The organism is Mesorhizobium sp. M0159, from assembly GCF_040322295.1.
In the GTDB taxonomy this organism is placed as follows: Bacteria; Pseudomonadota; Alphaproteobacteria; order Rhizobiales; family Rhizobiaceae; genus Mesorhizobium.
In genome coordinates this window covers 38,685-55,039 of the sequence record NZ_JAMYTF010000019.1, presented here as the reverse complement: position 1 = coordinate 55,039, position 16,355 = coordinate 38,685, and the positions used below count along the sequence as shown (strand labels likewise).

Annotated in this window: 17 protein-coding genes; 10 read left to right on the top strand and 7 right to left on the bottom strand. The window is 63.8% G+C overall.

What is annotated here, in order from left to right:
- Positions 1–56: 56 nt before the first annotated feature.
- A complete protein-coding gene (locus tag NKJ32_RS19110; protein WP_352739180.1) occupies positions 57–1,214 on the top strand; it encodes a putative hexosyltransferase in 1,158 nt (385 codons plus the stop codon).
- Positions 1,201–1,833 carry a hypothetical protein gene (locus NKJ32_RS19105; RefSeq protein WP_352786268.1) on the top strand — a complete coding sequence of 211 codons (633 nt, stop codon included), beginning with the start codon at positions 1,201–1,203 and terminating at the stop codon, positions 1,831–1,833. The genes NKJ32_RS19110 and NKJ32_RS19105 overlap by 14 nt, the downstream gene beginning before the upstream one ends.
- On the opposite strand, the gene NKJ32_RS19100 is transcribed toward NKJ32_RS19105, so the two are convergent.
- The 4 genes from NKJ32_RS19100 to NKJ32_RS19085 all read right to left on the bottom strand — a co-directional run bounded on the left by NKJ32_RS19100 (position 1,830) and on the right by NKJ32_RS19085 (position 5,817).
- Complete coding sequence (locus tag NKJ32_RS19100; RefSeq protein WP_352828465.1) at positions 1,830–2,285, bottom strand: GtrA family protein; 456 nt, start codon at positions 2,283–2,285, stop codon at positions 1,830–1,832. The two genes, NKJ32_RS19105 and NKJ32_RS19100, sit on opposite strands and share 4 nt — an antisense overlap.
- Positions 2,263–2,955: a class I SAM-dependent methyltransferase gene (locus tag NKJ32_RS19095; protein WP_352828462.1), complete on the bottom strand. Its 693-nt coding sequence runs from the start codon at positions 2,953–2,955 to the stop codon at positions 2,263–2,265. Before NKJ32_RS19095 ends, NKJ32_RS19100 begins: the two co-directional genes overlap by 23 nt.
- Positions 2,930–3,970: a glycosyltransferase family 2 protein gene (locus NKJ32_RS19090; RefSeq protein WP_352828523.1), complete on the bottom strand. Its 1,041-nt coding sequence runs from the start codon at positions 3,968–3,970 to the stop codon at positions 2,930–2,932. Before NKJ32_RS19090 ends, NKJ32_RS19095 begins: the two co-directional genes overlap by 26 nt.
- Before the next feature lie 464 nt (positions 3,971–4,434).
- Positions 4,435–5,817, bottom strand: coding sequence for an FAD-binding oxidoreductase (locus NKJ32_RS19085; RefSeq protein ID WP_352828459.1), 1,383 nt, complete (start codon positions 5,815–5,817; stop codon positions 4,435–4,437).
- A gap of 226 nt (positions 5,818–6,043) precedes the next feature.
- Here NKJ32_RS19085 and NKJ32_RS19080 point away from each other — a divergent pair, with 226 nt between their 5' ends.
- Positions 6,044–7,051 (top strand): AraC family transcriptional regulator, encoded by a 1,008-nt coding sequence (locus NKJ32_RS19080; protein WP_023674373.1) that lies wholly within the window; start codon positions 6,044–6,046, stop codon positions 7,049–7,051.
- A gap of 131 nt (positions 7,052–7,182) precedes the next feature.
- Here NKJ32_RS19080 and efp read toward each other — a convergent pair whose 3' ends face one another.
- Positions 7,183–7,749, bottom strand: coding sequence for an elongation factor P (gene efp, locus NKJ32_RS19075; RefSeq protein ID WP_352786277.1), 567 nt, complete (start codon positions 7,747–7,749; stop codon positions 7,183–7,185).
- A gap of 114 nt (positions 7,750–7,863) precedes the next feature.
- On the opposite strand from efp, the gene epmA reads away from it, so the two are divergent.
- From epmA to lpxK, 7 genes are all read left to right on the top strand, one after another.
- On the top strand, positions 7,864–8,910 hold the full coding sequence (gene epmA, locus NKJ32_RS19070; protein ID WP_352786279.1) for an EF-P lysine aminoacylase EpmA: 1,047 nt from the start codon (positions 7,864–7,866) through the stop codon (positions 8,908–8,910).
- A 167-nt stretch (positions 8,911–9,077) separates the two neighbouring features.
- The gene (locus NKJ32_RS19065) at positions 9,078–10,421 is read left to right on the top strand and encodes a TldD/PmbA family protein (protein WP_352828456.1); all 1,344 of its coding nucleotides are present in this window, start codon (positions 9,078–9,080) and stop codon (positions 10,419–10,421) included.
- Complete coding sequence (locus NKJ32_RS19060; protein WP_352636583.1) at positions 10,408–11,214, top strand: 3'(2'),5'-bisphosphate nucleotidase CysQ; 807 nt, start codon at positions 10,408–10,410, stop codon at positions 11,212–11,214. The genes NKJ32_RS19065 and NKJ32_RS19060 overlap by 14 nt, the downstream gene beginning before the upstream one ends.
- A gap of 74 nt (positions 11,215–11,288) precedes the next feature.
- Positions 11,289–11,534, top strand: coding sequence for a DUF4170 domain-containing protein (locus tag NKJ32_RS19055; protein ID WP_023674378.1), 246 nt, complete (start codon positions 11,289–11,291; stop codon positions 11,532–11,534).
- 5 nt (positions 11,535–11,539) lie between these two features.
- Positions 11,540–12,319: a lysophospholipid acyltransferase family protein gene (locus NKJ32_RS19050; protein ID WP_023717166.1), complete on the top strand. Its 780-nt coding sequence runs from the start codon at positions 11,540–11,542 to the stop codon at positions 12,317–12,319.
- The gene (gene waaA / locus NKJ32_RS19045) at positions 12,316–13,632 is read left to right on the top strand and encodes a lipid IV(A) 3-deoxy-D-manno-octulosonic acid transferase (protein WP_352474386.1); all 1,317 of its coding nucleotides are present in this window, start codon (positions 12,316–12,318) and stop codon (positions 13,630–13,632) included. The genes NKJ32_RS19050 and waaA overlap by 4 nt, the downstream gene beginning before the upstream one ends.
- Position 13,633: 1 nt before the next feature.
- Positions 13,634–14,662, top strand: coding sequence for a tetraacyldisaccharide 4'-kinase (lpxK, locus tag NKJ32_RS19040; RefSeq protein ID WP_352474385.1), 1,029 nt, complete (start codon positions 13,634–13,636; stop codon positions 14,660–14,662).
- A 248-nt stretch (positions 14,663–14,910) separates the two neighbouring features.
- Here lpxK and NKJ32_RS19035 read toward each other — a convergent pair whose 3' ends face one another.
- A complete protein-coding gene (locus tag NKJ32_RS19035; RefSeq protein WP_031211156.1) occupies positions 14,911–15,144 on the bottom strand; it encodes a DUF2093 domain-containing protein in 234 nt (77 codons plus the stop codon).
- Between the two features lie 223 nt (positions 15,145–15,367).
- Entirely contained in the window at positions 15,368–16,294 is a 927-nt protein-coding gene (locus tag NKJ32_RS19030) for a LysR substrate-binding domain-containing protein (RefSeq protein ID WP_352699095.1), read from the bottom strand.
- Positions 16,295–16,355: the final 61 nt, after the last annotated feature.

Below are 16,355 nucleotides of genomic sequence, written 5' to 3'. Positions count from 1 at the left end.
GCGCGCGTCATCTAGCTTTGAGTGGCGCCAGTCACTTGAACGGGTGGAGGCAGATTGTGGCGCTCGAAGCTGTCGCGCGTCCCGGCGGTCGCTATATTGCGGTCGCCGTCGTGGCGGTGCCATTGCTGTTCGTCGTCGGTGGACTGGCCATTCGCTATGCGGCATTTGCCTCGATCTCGGCGGAACCAGGCTTCGCAGCCTATGCCCAGGCGCTCTGCCGGTGGGATTGCGCGTGGTATGTCGACATTTCCGAACACGGTTATGAGCGCTTTCCCATTCCAGGCCAGAGCAATGTCGGACGCTGGGGCTTCTTTCCGCTCTATCCGATGCTGGTGGCGGCAATCCGGTCTGTTTTCCCTTTGCCGACGATACTGCTCGCGTCGATCGCATCGATTGCGTGCAGCTACGCGGCCTGTCTGGTGGCGTGGCCGCTGCTCGAGAAGAACATGCGCGCTTATGTGCTGTATTGCGCCTTTCTGCTCAGCGGCCCGTTCTCCTTTCACTTCACGACTTTCCTGACCGAACCTCTTTTCGTGCTCCTGACGTCGTGCGTTTTTCTGGCACTCAAACGCTCCAGCTATCTGACCGCGGGGCTGTCATCGGCTCTGCTGTCGGCAACCAGGCTCGTCGGAGTGCTTGTTGTATTTGCGACTGTCATTCAGATGTTCAGGGATTACCGCGCAAAGGGCGGATCGGCGCTTTCGTTCCCACGTTGGGTGCTTGGCCGACCGGATCTGCTCGTTGCAATTCTCATCTCGCCTGCCGGCTTGTTCGCCTACATCCTGTTCCTCTATCTGACGGTCGGGGACGGCTTTGCCTTCCTGCACGTCCAGCGCGCGTTTGGACGGGTGGCGGGCAATCCGCTCGCCTTCATATGGGATGGACTCTCGGCCGTTCCGACGACTGGATGGCTGCCTACGGCGCCGCAATGGAGCGCGCTCGCCGCACTCATAGGACTGGCGCTATCGGCGGTTCTGGCGGTTCGCAGGCAATATGGTGCCGCGCTGTTCTGCGCCTGCTGCATCATCCTGCCGCTGATCACGAACCTGGCCTCGATGGTCAGATACGTCATTGGGCTTTCGCCTCTGACAATGTTGCTGACCACGTTGTTGTCGGCGTCGAAGCTGACTTTTCTTTCGGCTCTGGGTCTCTTCCTGGGCGCCTGCTATTTCATGACGGTGGCATGGATCGGGGGCTATCTTGCCCTGGTCTAGCACTCCGGGCCCGCATCGGCGCGCGGCCTCGCTTGGCGGCTACACGCTGGCGGCGGTTCTGGCCGGGGCGGAAGTCATCATCCTTGCGCTTGCTCTCAATCCAGACGTCAATGCCGACTATCGCGCCTATTACATCGACCGGACGACAACCTGCCTCAATCGCGATGCGGTCGGCAGCTACACCCTTGGCCAGACGGTGTCGTTCCGGTCCGACGGAGCCAAAAAGGCAGCCGGCATGAGGGTCTGCGGCTGGTCGGGACCGGTAGCCGACGGCACCCATTCGCTGGGCGAGACCTCGCGGCTTCGCCTGGAGATACCGCCGCTTCGCGACGGCCTGACTGCCACGCTGCAAATGGCCGCCGTCATTCGTCCGCCACAGATCACGCAAAGGGTTGTGATCTCGGTGAACGGCGTTCGGGTGCATGCGGTGACGCTGTCCGGCAAAGAGCCACGCACCGTCTCGTTCGTCATCCCACCGGCGGCTCTCGCCGAGGCCAAGACACTCGACATCGCCTTCGACTACCTCGACGGCATTCCGCAAACTCCTGCCGCCAGCAACATCTATAAACGCTCCATCAAATTGTTGTCGCTCCGGCTCGATCCCACTGACGCGGATTAGGGCGGGCGATCGCGCTGCTGGCCGCGTCTTCGCTGCGCAAAAACCCAGCGGTCCAGCATGAGGAGATTGACCGCTGGAACAAGCAAGCATGTAACCAGGATGGCAATGATCGGCGGCAGACTGAGTTTCGCCGTCAAAAGCGCCGGCGCCGCGTAAGCCACAGCGAAGCCGGTTGCCGTCAGCAAGAGAAAACGCGGAGCCTCCGATCGATGCGATCCGCTCGACGCGAAGGTCACGAACTTATGCGCGAGATAAGAAAACAGGGCGGCAGCGGTATAAGCTGCAAGCGAGGCACCGACCGGCGAGAGGCCGAACCGTTGCCATTCGACCAAAGCGGTGGCCATCACTGCATATAGGATCGTTGCAGCGATGCCGACCGACCCGAAGCGCGCCAGCAGCCTCAGCCCGGCGTCGCCGGTCGAACGGCGCTCAGACATGCGCACTGCACGCATACTGCGCTCCAAGCGGCAAAGGCGCGAATACGCGCTCGACTCTTCTGGCCAAGGGCCTTGCCGAGGGTAGCAGCAGAAAATGCTCGGAGCGGATGTGGCTGAAGCCTGTTTCCTGAAAGAGGGACCTTGCTCTGGCGGCTTTGAGCAGGACTGCGTCCTGATCGAACGGACACCGGAACACCGCAAGGCGCGTCATCGGATTATAGGGATTGTGCTCGATGATGCAGGCGATGCCGCCTGGCCGCACGACGCGCCGCATTTCCAGGAAGAAATCGAGCCAGGAGGAGGGCGTAACGTGATGGACGACACAACTGGCGAAAGCCAGATCGAACGTGCCGTCCTCATAAGGCAGCCCCTGCCTGCTGCAGGTCCTGTAGGCCACACGCGGATTGTGTTGGCTGGCGCGCAAAATCGAGTCTTGCGAGACGTCGCAACCATCGAGGCTGTCGAAAGCGCCGTCGAGATAGGGGTGGAGCGAACCGACGCCGCAGCCGACATCCAGCGCCCTTACAGCCGACCCACCCTGCCGAAGCTTTCGCTCGACCACCAAACGCCGCAGCAGGTCCGCCTTGGCGATAAGGAAGAAGTCGTGCCTGAGTCCGGAAAACCGGATGGACCCTTCGACCGCCTCGCCATAGTTGGAATTATAGCTGTCGAAGAGTTCGCCCATTGGCGGGGACTCCACTCCTGGGCTTGTGAAACGATTGGCGGCGCTTACCAGAGACGGCACGCATCGCCTCGTCGAAGCCGGTGAGCCGATCGATCACGTACAGCGGGCGGCGTTTCACCTCGGCGTGGATGCTGCCGACATAGAGCCCGACCACGCCGGTCATGAAAAGATTAATGCCGCACAGGAGCGACACGATCACCACCGTGGATGTCCACCCGGCAATGACGCCGGCTTCAAAAAACCAGGCAAACATGGCGTAGGCACCAAAGACCACCGCCAGCGCGGAAATGGCCAATCCGCCCCAGAGCGCCAGGCGCAACGGCTTCTCGGAGAAACTGACGATGCCGTGAACCGCAAGGTGCATCATCTTCCAGAATGGGTATTTGGTCTGGCCCAGGGTTCGCGCGTGGCGCTCAAATGGCACTGCCGTCTGCTTGAAGCCCATCCAGCCGAACATGCCCCTGACGAAGCGGTCATGTTCGGGCATATGCTTGAAGGTTTCCAGCGCCTTGCGGCCGACCAGGCGAAAGTCGCCGACGTCGCGCGGAATATCGACCGACGTCATTTTCTCCAGCAGGCGATAGAAAAGACTTGCCGTAAAGCGCTTGAACCAGGATTCGCCGTCGCGCTTGACTCGGCGGGCATAGACGATCTCGAAGCCTTCCTTCCACTTTGCCACCAGATCGAGAACGACCTCCGGCGGGTCCTGCAAGTCGGCATCCATGACGATGACGGCATCGCCCGCAGCGGCATCCATACCGGCGGTAATCGCCATCTGGTGGCCGAAATTGCGGGAAAATTCGATCAGCCGAAAGCGCGGCTCGGCGGCAACCACCTTTCGCAGGTATTCGACACTTCCATCGAGGCTTCCGTCATCGACGAAGATGGCCTCCGTTTCTCCGTCCAACCGGCCGATCAGGCAACTGATCCGCTCGATCAGCCGAGGCAGCACCTGTTCTTCATTGTATATGGGCAGGACCAGCGAGTAGCGAGGCGGTGACCTGTTCACCGTCATTCCAGGGTCGTGGACCACAGACTCTCGCATGCGGTTGAAAATGGAACGCAAGCTACAAAGTTCCAAAGGCACTTAAGAAACTGCTAATTTATCTAATTCTGGAGGGAATACCGGTTCTCGATGAGCACTGGAGGGCGTCGTCGTGAGGTCGGACGTCCACATCGAGGCGTAAACTATCGGTGGCTGCTGGCGCGATCGGCCTGGCGAGAAACAGTCGTTGAGGCATAACGCGTTGACCGCGAGGCCTACTCCCGGACTTGCCGGCTGAAGCGGGCTGCGGGTCACCCTAAGGGTGCGGGCCGATCGCTTTTGACGCATGCCGGACATCGCTCATGGAACACGGTCGGCGAGCGCGGCCGAGTATCCCGCTTGCCGGCCAGCGACGTCCTGACCGGCAAGCTATCGTACCGGCCGAGCCTTAGCTGGGCCGGCCGGTACGCTTGCCGGCCTGACGAGGGCCGCCGTCAAGCAGCCGGTCGAATGTTTTGGTTCACCCGGAAGAGGTTGTTTGGGTCGTATTTCTTCTTCAGCGTAGCCAGGCGCTCATAGTTGTCGCCATAAGCCGCCTTGAGCCTTGCATCGCCCTCGTCATCCATCATGAAGTTCAGGTAGGCGCCACCCAGATCGAACGGATGCACGGCCTCCCAATAGGCCTTGGTCCAGCGTGTCACCGGCCCCGCTTTCTGTGGGTCCGGATCGATCCCCTCGATGACCATCGACCAGGTCGCATCACGGTAATTCCAGGGTGTCTCGTCTTTGCCGACGCGATGGACCGCACCATCGATCGGATAGAGATGCATGAGCGATAGCTCGCTCGGCGTCTTCGCCGCCTGCTCGAGATGAGCGTCGATCGCCTCGTCGGACAGCGTCTTGACGAAATCGCCCCGCCAGTACCACTGCATTCCCTTCGGGTAGAGCCCATCGAACATGCTCTGCACCGCGGGATAGGGCATCGTTCCCATCCAGTTGAACCAGGGCGCGGGCAGCGCATCGAGCAGCGGGGCCAGCGCCTCTCTGCCCTTTTCCTCCGGGCCGTTGTAGCAGCACATCAGCAGACACATCCGCTTTCCCCAAAACTCTTCCGGGAAGGGTGCGCTCGAGAGGACGGTCTTGAGCCCGAGAAAGATCCCGAGTTCTTCGGGCGCGTTCGGCAGGAACTCGCGATAATGCTGCATGATGGTGCGGGCATGGCGCTGATCCCATGCGATCGGCCCCGCAAAGACCATGCTGACCTGGTGGAGCTTGAACACAAAGCTGGTGACGATGCCGAAATTGCCGCCGCCGCCGCGAAGCGCCCAGAACAGGTTGGGGTTCCGCTCCTTGCTGGCGGTGACGAAGCTTCCATCGGCAAGCACGACATCGGCCTCGACCAGATTATCGATGGTCAGGCCATATTTGCGCGTCAGATAGCCATGGCCGCCGCTCAGCGTCAGTCCGGCGACCCCGGTGGTTGAGATGATGCCCGCCGGTACGGCCAGGCCAAAGGCATGGGTGGCATGGTCGAGGTCGCCCTGAGTGCAGCCCGGGCCTACCCGCGCCGTGCGGGCATCCGGATCGACGCGCACGCCGTTCATCGCCGACAGATCGATCACCAGACCGTCGTCGCAGCTCCCCAATCCTGGTCCGTTATGGCCGCCGCCACGTACCGCAACCAGCAAATTGTTGTCGCGGCCGAAATTCACCGCTGTGATTACGTCGGCGACGTCGACACAGCGGGCGATGATCAGCGGCCGCTTGTCGATCATGCCGTTGTAGAGCTTGCGGGCCTCGTCATAGCGGGCGTCGCCGGCGCGGATGACTTCGCCTCGCAGGCTTGCTGCGAATTTGCTGATGTCTTCATCGTTCATGACATTCCTCCCTGTTATTGGACCTGTCGGCCGGCCGATGAAACGCTAATCCCGTCCGCTGTTCCCGCAAATGTCACATCGTCCATTTCTGTTGCCCGATCGTTCAGAGTAGGATTAGACCGGATGGATAGTTGCTCGGGCGGCCATATTGCCGGATAGTTCGAGATGCCTGGCGGAAAAACTCGTTGTCAAAGGGAGTAGCCGATCGTTTCCGGAGGTGTAGTGCGTGGATGTCCTTTCCGATGTGCTCCGAGCCGTTCGCCTCACCGGTGCGATCTATTTCGACGTTGACGCTAGCTCTCCCTGGGTCGGCGAGTCGCCGGGCACGGCCGACATTGCCGCCGCCGTCATGCCGGAGGCAGAGCACATCATTTCTTTTCATGCCGTGATGTCGGGCTCGTGCTGGGCCGCGCTGGGAGACGATTCGGTGCCGCCGGTGCTCGTGAACGCCGGTGATGTCGTTGTCTTCCCCGGTGGTGTTCCGAACGTGTTGAGCTCCTCGCCGGGGGCGCGGGGCGAACCCAATATGGCGATGTATTATCGGCCGATAGACGAGAGCCTGCCGTTCGCGGTGATCCATGGTGGCGGCGGAGACGAGCGGACCCGATTCATTTGCGGGTATCTTGGCTGCGATGCACGTCCCTTCAATCCTCTCCTGGCCGCATTGCCGGCCATCCTGTGTGCCCGCAAGCCCGCCGATGGAAGCAGTTGGGTTATCGACCTTTTTCGGCTGGCGCTGGCCGAAGGCGGCAGTGGGCGGGCGGGCTGTGAAACGATACTCGCCAAGCTGAGCGAGCTGATGTTTGTCGAGATCATCCGCCGCCATCTCGAGACCCTCCCCGACGATTCGCGCGGCTGGCTGTCAGGCCTACGGGATCCACATGTCGGCGAGGCGCTCCGGCTCATCCACGCTCGCCCCAGGGAGGAATGGACATTGGACCGGCTCGCCCGCGAAGTAGGGCTCTCGCGCACGGCGTTTGCGAGCCGCTTTACCCACTATGTCGAGGTCTCCCCCATGCACTATCTTGCTCGCTGGCGTCTGCAACTGGCAGGACGCTTGCTCGAACGCCCCGAAATGAGCATCGCGCAAGCGGGTGCCGAGGTCGGCTACGAGTCGGAAGCCGCCTTCAATCGCGCCTTCAAAAAGTTCGTCGGCATTCCACCTGGCACCTGGCGAAAGGGACGGTCGGCGTTGCTCGAGGCTCAGAGATTGCCCGCTGGCGTCGTGCAATAGGAAAGAACTGGCAGGGCGTTGACGCTTCGGTCTGCGTGCAGCGTCCCAATGCTCGAAAGCCCCTGGCACAAAGCGGTAGACGATGACCGGCCGCCGCGACGCTCTCGGCGAGGCGTGTCAGACTTCGCGCCTCAATCCTTCGCGCGCTCGACATAGGCGCCATCGGCTGTCATCACCACCACGCGGGTGCCGGCGCTGATGTGTGGCGGCACTAGGGTACGCACGCCGTTGGACAGCGTTGCCGGCTTGTAGGACGAGGACGCCGTCTGGCCCTTGGTCACCGGCTCGGTCTCGACCACCTCGAAAGTGGCGCGCTGCGGCAGTACCAGCGAGATGGCGATGTTGTTGTATTGCGAGATCTGCACCGGCATGCCTTCCACCAGATAAGGCGCCATGTCGCCGACCACGCTTTCCGGCACCGCGACCTGGTCGTAAGTCTCCGGATTCATGAAGTGAAAGCCTTCGCCGTCATGGTAGAGGAACGTGTGCTCGCGCTCCTCGACATAGGCGCGCTCGACCTGCTCGGTGGTGCGGTAACGCTCGGAAACCTTTACCCCGTCGGAGATACGCCGCATGTCGAGCTGGGTGACCGGCGTACCCTTGCCAGGATGAATGTTTTCGGCAAAGAGGATCACATAAAGCTTGCCGTCCTTTTCGACGACGTTGCCTTTGCGTAAGGAGCTGGCGATGACCTTCACGGGTTTCCATCCTGATAAAATTTGTTGGCGCAAATCGGCTGGAGAGGCCGTTGCGTGCGGCCTAGCGCATCTTGGCCGCAATCGCCAGCCCTCTGTGCAATTCCCCTGAAACCGATGACCGCCGCCTCGCCGTGGTGGACGCCGCATGTCCACGCCGACCGCCGGCCGCGGCTGATCCTGCGCAATGCCATTGCCGCCGGGATGCGCGACTGGTTCGCCCGCCGCGACTTCGTCGAGGTGGAGACATCGGCCCTGCAGGTCTCGCCCGGCAATGAAGCGCACCTGTCGGCCTTTGCCACCGAGGCGATCGGGCCGGACGGACAGCGCCAGCCGCTCTACCTCCACACGTCGCCGGAATTCGCCTGCAAGAAGCTGCTTGCCGCCGGCGAGGAGCGCATCTTCAGCTTCGGGGCTGTCTGGCGCAACCGCGAGCGCGGCCCCTTGCACCATCCTGAGTTCACCATGCTCGAATGGTACCGCGTCGGCGAGACCTATGAGAGCCTGATGCGCGACTGCGCCGAGCTCGTAGCGCTGGCGGCCGAACGGGCCGGAGCGAAGCGTTTTAGCTTCCGCGGCCGTGAAGCCGATCCGTTCGCCGAGCCGGAACGGTTGAGCGTCGCCGAAGCTTTCATGCGCCATGCCGGCATCGATCTGCTGGCGACGGTTGCAGCCGATGGCAGCACCGACCGCGCGGTGTTGCATGCCGCCCTGGTCCAGGCCGGATTGCGGACCGCGCCCGACGACAATTGGGCCGACCTGTTCAGCCGGGTGATGGTCGAAAAAATCGAGCCGGCGCTGGGGCAGGGACGCCCCACCATCCTTTTCGGATATCCGATCTCGGAGGCGGCATTGGCCCGGCCGAGCGCCGACGATCCGCGCACCGCCGAGCGTTTCGAGCTTTATTGCTGCGGCGTCGAGCTCGCCAACGCCTTCGGCGAATTGACCGACCCGGCCGAGCAGCGCCTGCGCTTTGCCGCCGAAATGGATGAGAAGCAGCGCGTCTATGGCGAACGCTACCCGATCGACGAGGACTTCCTCGCCGCGCTCGCCATCATGCCGCAGGCGAGCGGCGCCGCGCTCGGCTTCGACCGGCTGGTGATGCTCGCCACCGGCGCGCTCAGGATCGAGGACGTGATCTGGACGCCGGTGGCCGCTTCCTGAGGGATTGTCGATCTCGCTCGCCGTTCATCCGCCTGCGGCCTGCGGTCCTGTTTCGGCGCTTGATGCACCCGGTTTGCCCGCTTCGCCATTGCAGAAGCGGCATCGGGACAATAGATGGTGCAGCAGCGGCTGCCCTTCAGCCGGCCGGAAATAACAGGATCATGCGCATGACCGATACGCTCGACGCAGCGAAACTGACCGATCGCGTCGCGGCCCTGGTCGAGGCTGCCAAACGGGCCGGCGCCGATGCCGCCGATGCCGTTGCGGTACGCGGCCGCTCGACCGGCGTGTCGGTGCGGCTTGGCAAGGTCGAAGGCACAGAGGCGTCCGAGAGCGAGGACGTCTCGCTGCGCGTCTTCGTCGGCAAACGGGTAGCGAGCGTTTCGGCAACGGCGGCATCCGACCCCAATATGCTGGCCGAGCGCGCCGTCGCCATGGCCAAGGTGTCCCCCGAGGATCCCTATCAGGGCCTCGCCGACCCGGCCTTGCTGGTCAAGAAACCGCGCGACCTCGATCTGTTCGACGCCACCGAGGTGTCGGCGGACCAGTTGAAGGAAGCAGCGCTTGCCGCCGAAGCGGCGGCGCTTGCCGTCAAGGGCGTCACCAATTCGGCCGGCAGTGGCGCCAGTGCCGGGCTCGGCGGCCTGGTGCTCGCCACCTCGCACGGCTTCGTCGGCCATTACGTCGCCTCGCGTTTTTCGCGCTCGACCAGCGTGATCGCCGGCGAGGGCACCGGCATGGAGCGCGACTACGAATTCTCCTCGCGCCAGCATTTTTCCGATCTCGACGCGCCGGAAGACATCGGCCGCAAGGCCGGTGAGCGCGCTGTACGCCGCATTGGCGCGCGCAAGGCGGCGACCGGGCCTGTCGACGTGGTGTTCGATCCGCGTGTGGCGCGCGGCATTGCCGGCCACCTTGCCGGTGCCATCAATGGCGCCGCGGTCGCGCGCAAGACCAGCTTTCTCCGCGACATGATGGGCAAGAAGGTGGCTTCGGCCGCAATCACCGTCACCGACGAGCCGCTCCGGCGCCGTGGACAGGCCTCGCGCCCGTTCGACGGCGAAGGCGTCGAGGGCGAAAAACTGTTCATGGTCGACAAGGGCGTGCTCAACCACTGGTTTCTGTCGACTTCGGCGGCTCGGGAACTCGGCCTCGTCACCAATGGGCGCGGCTCGCGCAGCGGCTCGTCGGTCTCGCCGTCGTCGACCAATCTCGCCATCGAGCCCGGGGAAAATACGCCGGAAGAGCTGATCAAGTCGCTCAAGACCGGCTTCTACGTCAGCGAAGTGTTCGGCCAGGGCGTCGACATGGTGACGGGCGAATATAGCCGCGGCGCTTCCGGCTTCTGGATCGAAAATGGCGAGCTGGCCTATCCCGTCGCCGAGGTGACCATCGCCTCCAATCTGAAGACGATGTTCCTCAACATGGTTCCGGCGAGCGATCTCGACCGCAATTTCGGCACTGCCGCGCCCACGCTTTTGATCGAAGGAATGACCCTTGCCGGAGCTTGACCCGGCCGTCTCGGCCGGCGCTACTGAAGACCTGCAGCTGTTGCGCGATGCCGCCCGCGAGGCGGGGCTCATCGCCATGCAGTACTTCAACAACAATCCGCAGGTGTGGATGAAGGGCGGCACCTCGCCGGTCAGCGAAGCCGATCACGCCGCCGACAAATATCTGCGCGAGACCTTGCTGGCGGCCCGGCCGGATTATGGCTGGCTGTCGGAGGAAACCGTCGACGACCCGGTAAGGCTCGTCGCGCGCCGCACCTTTGTCGTCGATCCGATCGACGGCACGCGCGGCTTCCTCGAAGGGCTGCCCACATGGTGCGTCAGCGTCGCTGTGGTCGAGAACGGCCGAACGCTTGCCGGCGTGCTCGACTGCCCGGCGAAGGGCGAAATCTATTGGGCGCTGCCGGGCGAGGGCGCGTTCCTGAATGGCAGGCGCATCAGCGTGCGTCCGCCGTCGGAAACGGCCGAAATCGCCGGACCGCAGGCGATGATCGACCTGATGCCGGCGAAATGGCACAAACGGCTGAAGCGCGTGCTCTATATTCCTTCGCTCGCCTACCGGCTGGCGATGATCGCCGGCGGCCAGCTCGATGCCACCTTCGTCAAGGCCAACGCGCATGACTGGGACATCGCCGCGGCCGATCTCATCCTGCGCGAGGCAGGCGGCGCCTTGCTCGATCGGCATGGCCGCGCGCCGCTCTATGCCGGCGAAGTGATCCGTCACGGACCGCTCGCCGCCGGCAGCGGCGAACTCCTCGCCGTGCTCGCCGGCGTCATCGCCGGGCTGGACAATTGACCACTATCAATAGTTCCAAAGTCGGCGGCTTTGGTCTAGACCTGTCCCAAACTCACGATATGTGAAGGATCGACATGGCCGCTGAAGACGGAAAGAAACAGCTTTTGCACCTGGTGTTCGGCGGCGAACTCAAGAAGCTGGGCGGCACCGAATTCCGCGATCTCGACGCGCTCGATATTGTCGGCATCTATCCGGACTATCAATCGGCGCACGCCGTCTGGAAGGCCAAGGCGCAAGCTAGCGTCGACAATGCCCATATGCGCTATTTCGTCGTTCACCTGCACCGCCTGCTCGACCCCGAAAACAAGGCCGTCGGTTGACATCGATGAACCATGAAGCGGTCAAGCGATCAGCCCCGCGGTCGGCGGTCAGACGTCGCAAGCCGAAGACGTTCTGGCGCAAGATCCGCGAACCGCTGGCGCAGTCGCGATTCGTCAAGAATGCGCTTGCCGCGCTGTTTGCGTATTTCGTTCGCCTTGTCCGCTTGACCAACCGCATGGTCGACGGATCGGCCAAGTTTTCCGGCGGCGCCTATGCGCAGCTCGAGCCTGGCATCATCGCGCTCTGGCACGGCCAGCACCTGCTGACCCCGGCCTACTATCCCAAGGGACGGCCGCTGGTTGCCATGGTATCGCGCAGCGCCGATGCCGAGCTCAACGCGCTGATGGTCGAGAAATTCGGCATCGAGGCGGTGCGCGGCTCTGGCGGGCGCGAAAGCGCAAGGCATCTCGACAAGGGCGGGGCCAAGGCGCTCATCGCCCTCAAAAAGTCGCTCGCCACCGGCAAGAATGTCGCCATGATTGCTGATATTCCCCACGGCACGCCGCGCGATGCGGGGCTCGGCGTCGTCCTTCTGGCGCGGCTGTCCGGCCGGCCGATCCTGCCTGCCGCGATAGCCACCAGCCGCCGCAAGGTGATCGAGGGCAGCTGGGACAAGACGACGATCAACTTGCCCTTCGGCCGCTCCTCGATTGTCGTCGGCACGCCTGTCTTCGTGCCGGCCAACGCCGACGCCGCCGAAATGGAACGCAAGCGCCAGGAGGTCACGGCCTCGCTTAATGCCGCGACCGCCGAGGCCTATCGCCTTGTGGACGGTTCGAAATGAGTGTGCGCTGGGCGCGCGCCTTCCTGACCGCATACCGTTTCGCGGGGGCGGCCGCCTACCCGTTGGCCGGGCCTTATGTCGCCTGGCGCACTTCCAGAGGCAAGGAGGATCGCATTCGCCGGCGCGAACGCTACGGCGTCGCCGGACGCGAGCGCCCCGAAGGCCCGGTGATCTGGATCCATGCAGCCAGCGTCGGCGAGACCATCGCCGTCGTGCCGCTGGTCGAGAGCATTCTCGATTACGGCGTCAACATCGTGCTGACGACGGGCACGGTCACCTCGGCGCAGGTCGCCGAAGAACGGCTGGGCGACCGCATCATCCACCAATATGTGCCGCTCGACCTCAAGCCGGCGGTCAGCCGCTTCCTCGACCATTGGCAGCCGGACCTGGCGATCATCGCCGAATCGGAGATCTGGCCGATGACCATCCTGGAACTCGGCGCCCGCCGCGTGCCGCAGGTTCTGGTGAACGGCAGGCTGTCCGACCGCTCTTTCAAGTCCTGGAAGAAGCGCGCCAACATTGCCGAAGCATTGTTCGAAAATCTCGCCCATGTCGTCGCCCAGTCGGATCTCGATGGCGAGCGCTTCCTTTCGCTCGGCGCCCGGCCGGTCACTGTATCCGGCAATCTCAAGGTCGACACCGCGCCGCCGCCGGCCGACGAGCGGGCACTGGCGGCGCTGAAACGCCAGATCGGCGGCCGCCCGACCTGGGCGGCGATCTCGACCCATGACGGCGAAGAGGCGGTCGCCGCCGAAGTTCACGCCATGCTGCACAAGCGCCACCACGGGCTTTTAACGATCATCGTGCCGCGCCATCCCGATCGCGCCGGGCAGCTGGCCGCCCAGATTTCCGGCATGGGCCTGAAGCTGGCGCAGCGCAGCAAGGGCGACAGGATCACCGCCGACACCGATATTCTGCTCGGCGACACGATCGGCGAGATGGGGCTTTATCTGAGGCTGACGGAAATTGCCTTTGTCGGCCGTTCGCTGACTTCCGAGGGCGGCCAGAACCCGCTGGAACCAGCCATGCTGGAGACCGCGGTGCTTGCCGGCCGCAACGTCCAGAATTTTCGCGAGGCCTATCAGCGCCTGCTCGATAGCGGCGGCGCCAAGCTGGTGCGCGACCGCGATATGCTGGCCGGCGCCGTTAATTTCCTTTTGACCAACGAGGCGGCCCGCCATGAGATGATGGCGGCGGGTGCGGCGACGGTCGACGAGATGCGCGGTGCGCTGGCGCATACGCTCAGGTCGCTCGAGCCCTATATCCAGCCGCTGGTCGTCAAGTCGCGCCTGAAGGGCGCGAACGGGCGCTGACGTGACCTCGGAAGCGCCACCCTTCTGGTGGGAAGAGCCGGACTGGCGGGTCACGGCGCTGTCGCCGCTCTCCGCCGTCTATGCGCTTGTCGCCGGTCGCCGCATGCGGCACGCGCCGCGTGAAAAGGTCGAGGCGCCGGTGCTCTGCGTCGGCAACTTCACCGTCGGCGGCACCGGCAAGACGCCGGTGGCGATCGCGCTGGCCGAGCAGGCCAGGCGCATGCAGCTTAATCCGGGTTTCCTGTCGCGCGGCCATGGCGGCTCCTTCGCGCAGCCGCATATCGTCGATCCGCACCACGATGCCGCCAAGCATGTCGGCGACGAGCCGCTGCTTCTGGCCGAACACGCCCCGGTCGCGGTGACGCCGAACCGGGCCGCCGGCGCCAGGCTTCTGCTGGAGAAGCTCGGCTGCGATTTCCTGATCATGGATGACGGTTTTCAGAGCGCGCGTATCCACATCGACTATGCGCTGGTCGTTGTCGATGCGCGCCATGGCATCGGCAATGGCCGCGTCATCCCCGGCGGGCCGCTGCGGGCAAAGATCGTCGACCAACTGGTCTTCACCAGCGCCTTGCTGAAGATGGGCGAGGGCACCGCGGCCGATACGGTCGTGCGCCAGGCAGCGCGTGCCGGCAGGCCGATCTTCGAGGCGCACACTGCCCCGAGCAGCAAGGTGACGCTGGCCGGCAGGCGGTTCCTGGCGTTCGCCGGCATTGGCCATCCCGACAGGTTTTTCGACACCGTAGCCGAGGCCGGCGGCGAGCTTGCGCTGACCCGACCGTTTCCTGACCATCATTTCTACAGTGCGGACGAGCTTGCCGAATTGGCGGCGACAGCACGTAAAGCCGGGCTTGGTCTCATTACCACCGCCAAGGACGCTGCCCGCCTGCGTCACGGCGCGGCACCGCCGGAATTCCTCGACGGGCTCGATGTGCTGGAGATCGACACCGTCTTCGAGCTCGACCATGTGCCGCAACGCATCATCGACGAGACGCTGGATGCCTGGCGGCAGCGCCGGCTTAAAGGCTGACCAGAAGCGTGAGCACCGAGGCAATGCGGGACTGGAATTTGCGGCTTTCCGCCGGTCGAACGTATTTTGTTCTTGCTTTGTGCCGGCAGCTATGCTAGTAATTTGGGTATAGTGATGATTCGCCGGTGGCCCGCCCTCGAACTTGAGGCGGGTTTTTTATTTCATGGCCTCTAAGGTTTCGGTGTTGCCGGCCTGACACCGCGGCAGAGGGCGCAGGATCGCAACGGGGCGGCTTTCATTGCGCTGGACTAGCGTCGGCGGCGCAGTTCCGGATGCGCTTCGATCTCGCGGCGCAGCGAGGCGGCGGCATTCACATAGGGTTCCTGCCTGGCGACACTCCAGTATTTGAGCTCGTCGAGCGGGATGCTCTCGCCGGTCACCGCGCAGCGCACGAAGGCGCCGGGGCTGGTCACCTGGAAGTCGCCGTCGAGATAGCGGATGCGGGCTTCCTTGCCGCCGGGTCCTTCGAAACGGTTCATCATGGGGTGGTGCCGAAATTCATGACGATGTCATCGCCACAAATTGCGGCGAGGTCAAGCTCGGTTGGCCTCGCGTGGTTCTGTTTCTGGTGACACTTGCTCGAACAAGCCGGCAAAGCGGATGCCAATGCATGTCGCGCAAAAGTGTGCAGCGGTTTTGCGCGACATGCATAAACACAAGAACCTGAAGCGCGTCGCATGAGGCCGGTCGAACGCGACGCGCTTCTCATTCCTCGGCGGTGATAAACTGCTCGATCTTCTTCGCTGGCAGCCCGGCCTGGACGGCGATGCGCCGGGCGAGTTCGGCGGCGGCGGCGCGCGGGCGCCCCAGCGGCCGGTCGAGCCAGTAGGATATCGGGCTCAGCGCACTGCGTTCGTCGACGGCGACGATGCGGCCCGATTTCAATTGGTCCACCGTCAACGGCGGACGTGCCAGCGCAATACCGAGCCCGTGCGCGGCGGCGTCGAGCACCAGATTGTAGTCCTCGAAACGGCGGTCGTGCGGCCGCGGCCGATAGTCCATCTCCTGCGCCGCAAACCAGGCGCGCCAGGCCGAAGCGTCGGAATCGTTGATCAGCGGAAATTCGAGCAGCCGGGCAGGATCTCCGCGGCCGATCTCCCTGGCCAATTCCGGCGAGGCGACCGGGAACACATATTCTTCGAAAAGCTGCACCGAGATCCGGCCCGGAATGCGACCGCGCCCGCAGCGGATCGACAGGTCGATGCCCTCGTCGGCAAGATCGCCTTGGCGGATGTCGACGTCGAGCACTATACGCAGCTTCGACGGGTGGTTCTCCAGCGCCGCCATACGCGGCATCAGCCACAGCCCGCTGACCGAAGGGATCGAGGTCAGCCGCACCACCGCCGTGCCGCGCGGCTCGACCCAGCGATCCGAATTGCTGGCGATCAGGGCAAAGGCTTCGGTGGTGCGCAGATGCAGCCGGTTGCCCTCGATGGTCAGCGAGACGCCGCGCGCGCCGCGATCGAAGACTTTCAGCCCGAGCCAACCCTCGAGCTTGGCGATCTGCCGGCTGACGGCGCCGTGAGTGATGTTGAGCTTCTCGGCCGCCGCCGAAAAGCTGCCGGTCCGAGCCGCGGCGTCGAAGGCGCGCAGCGTTTCGAGCGGCAGCATCGGGTCTAAGCTGTGATCCATAGTCACAGGTGATGCTCGATTTGTTCGTTTGTCAACCGACCCGCAATAGCGTTTCTCTACT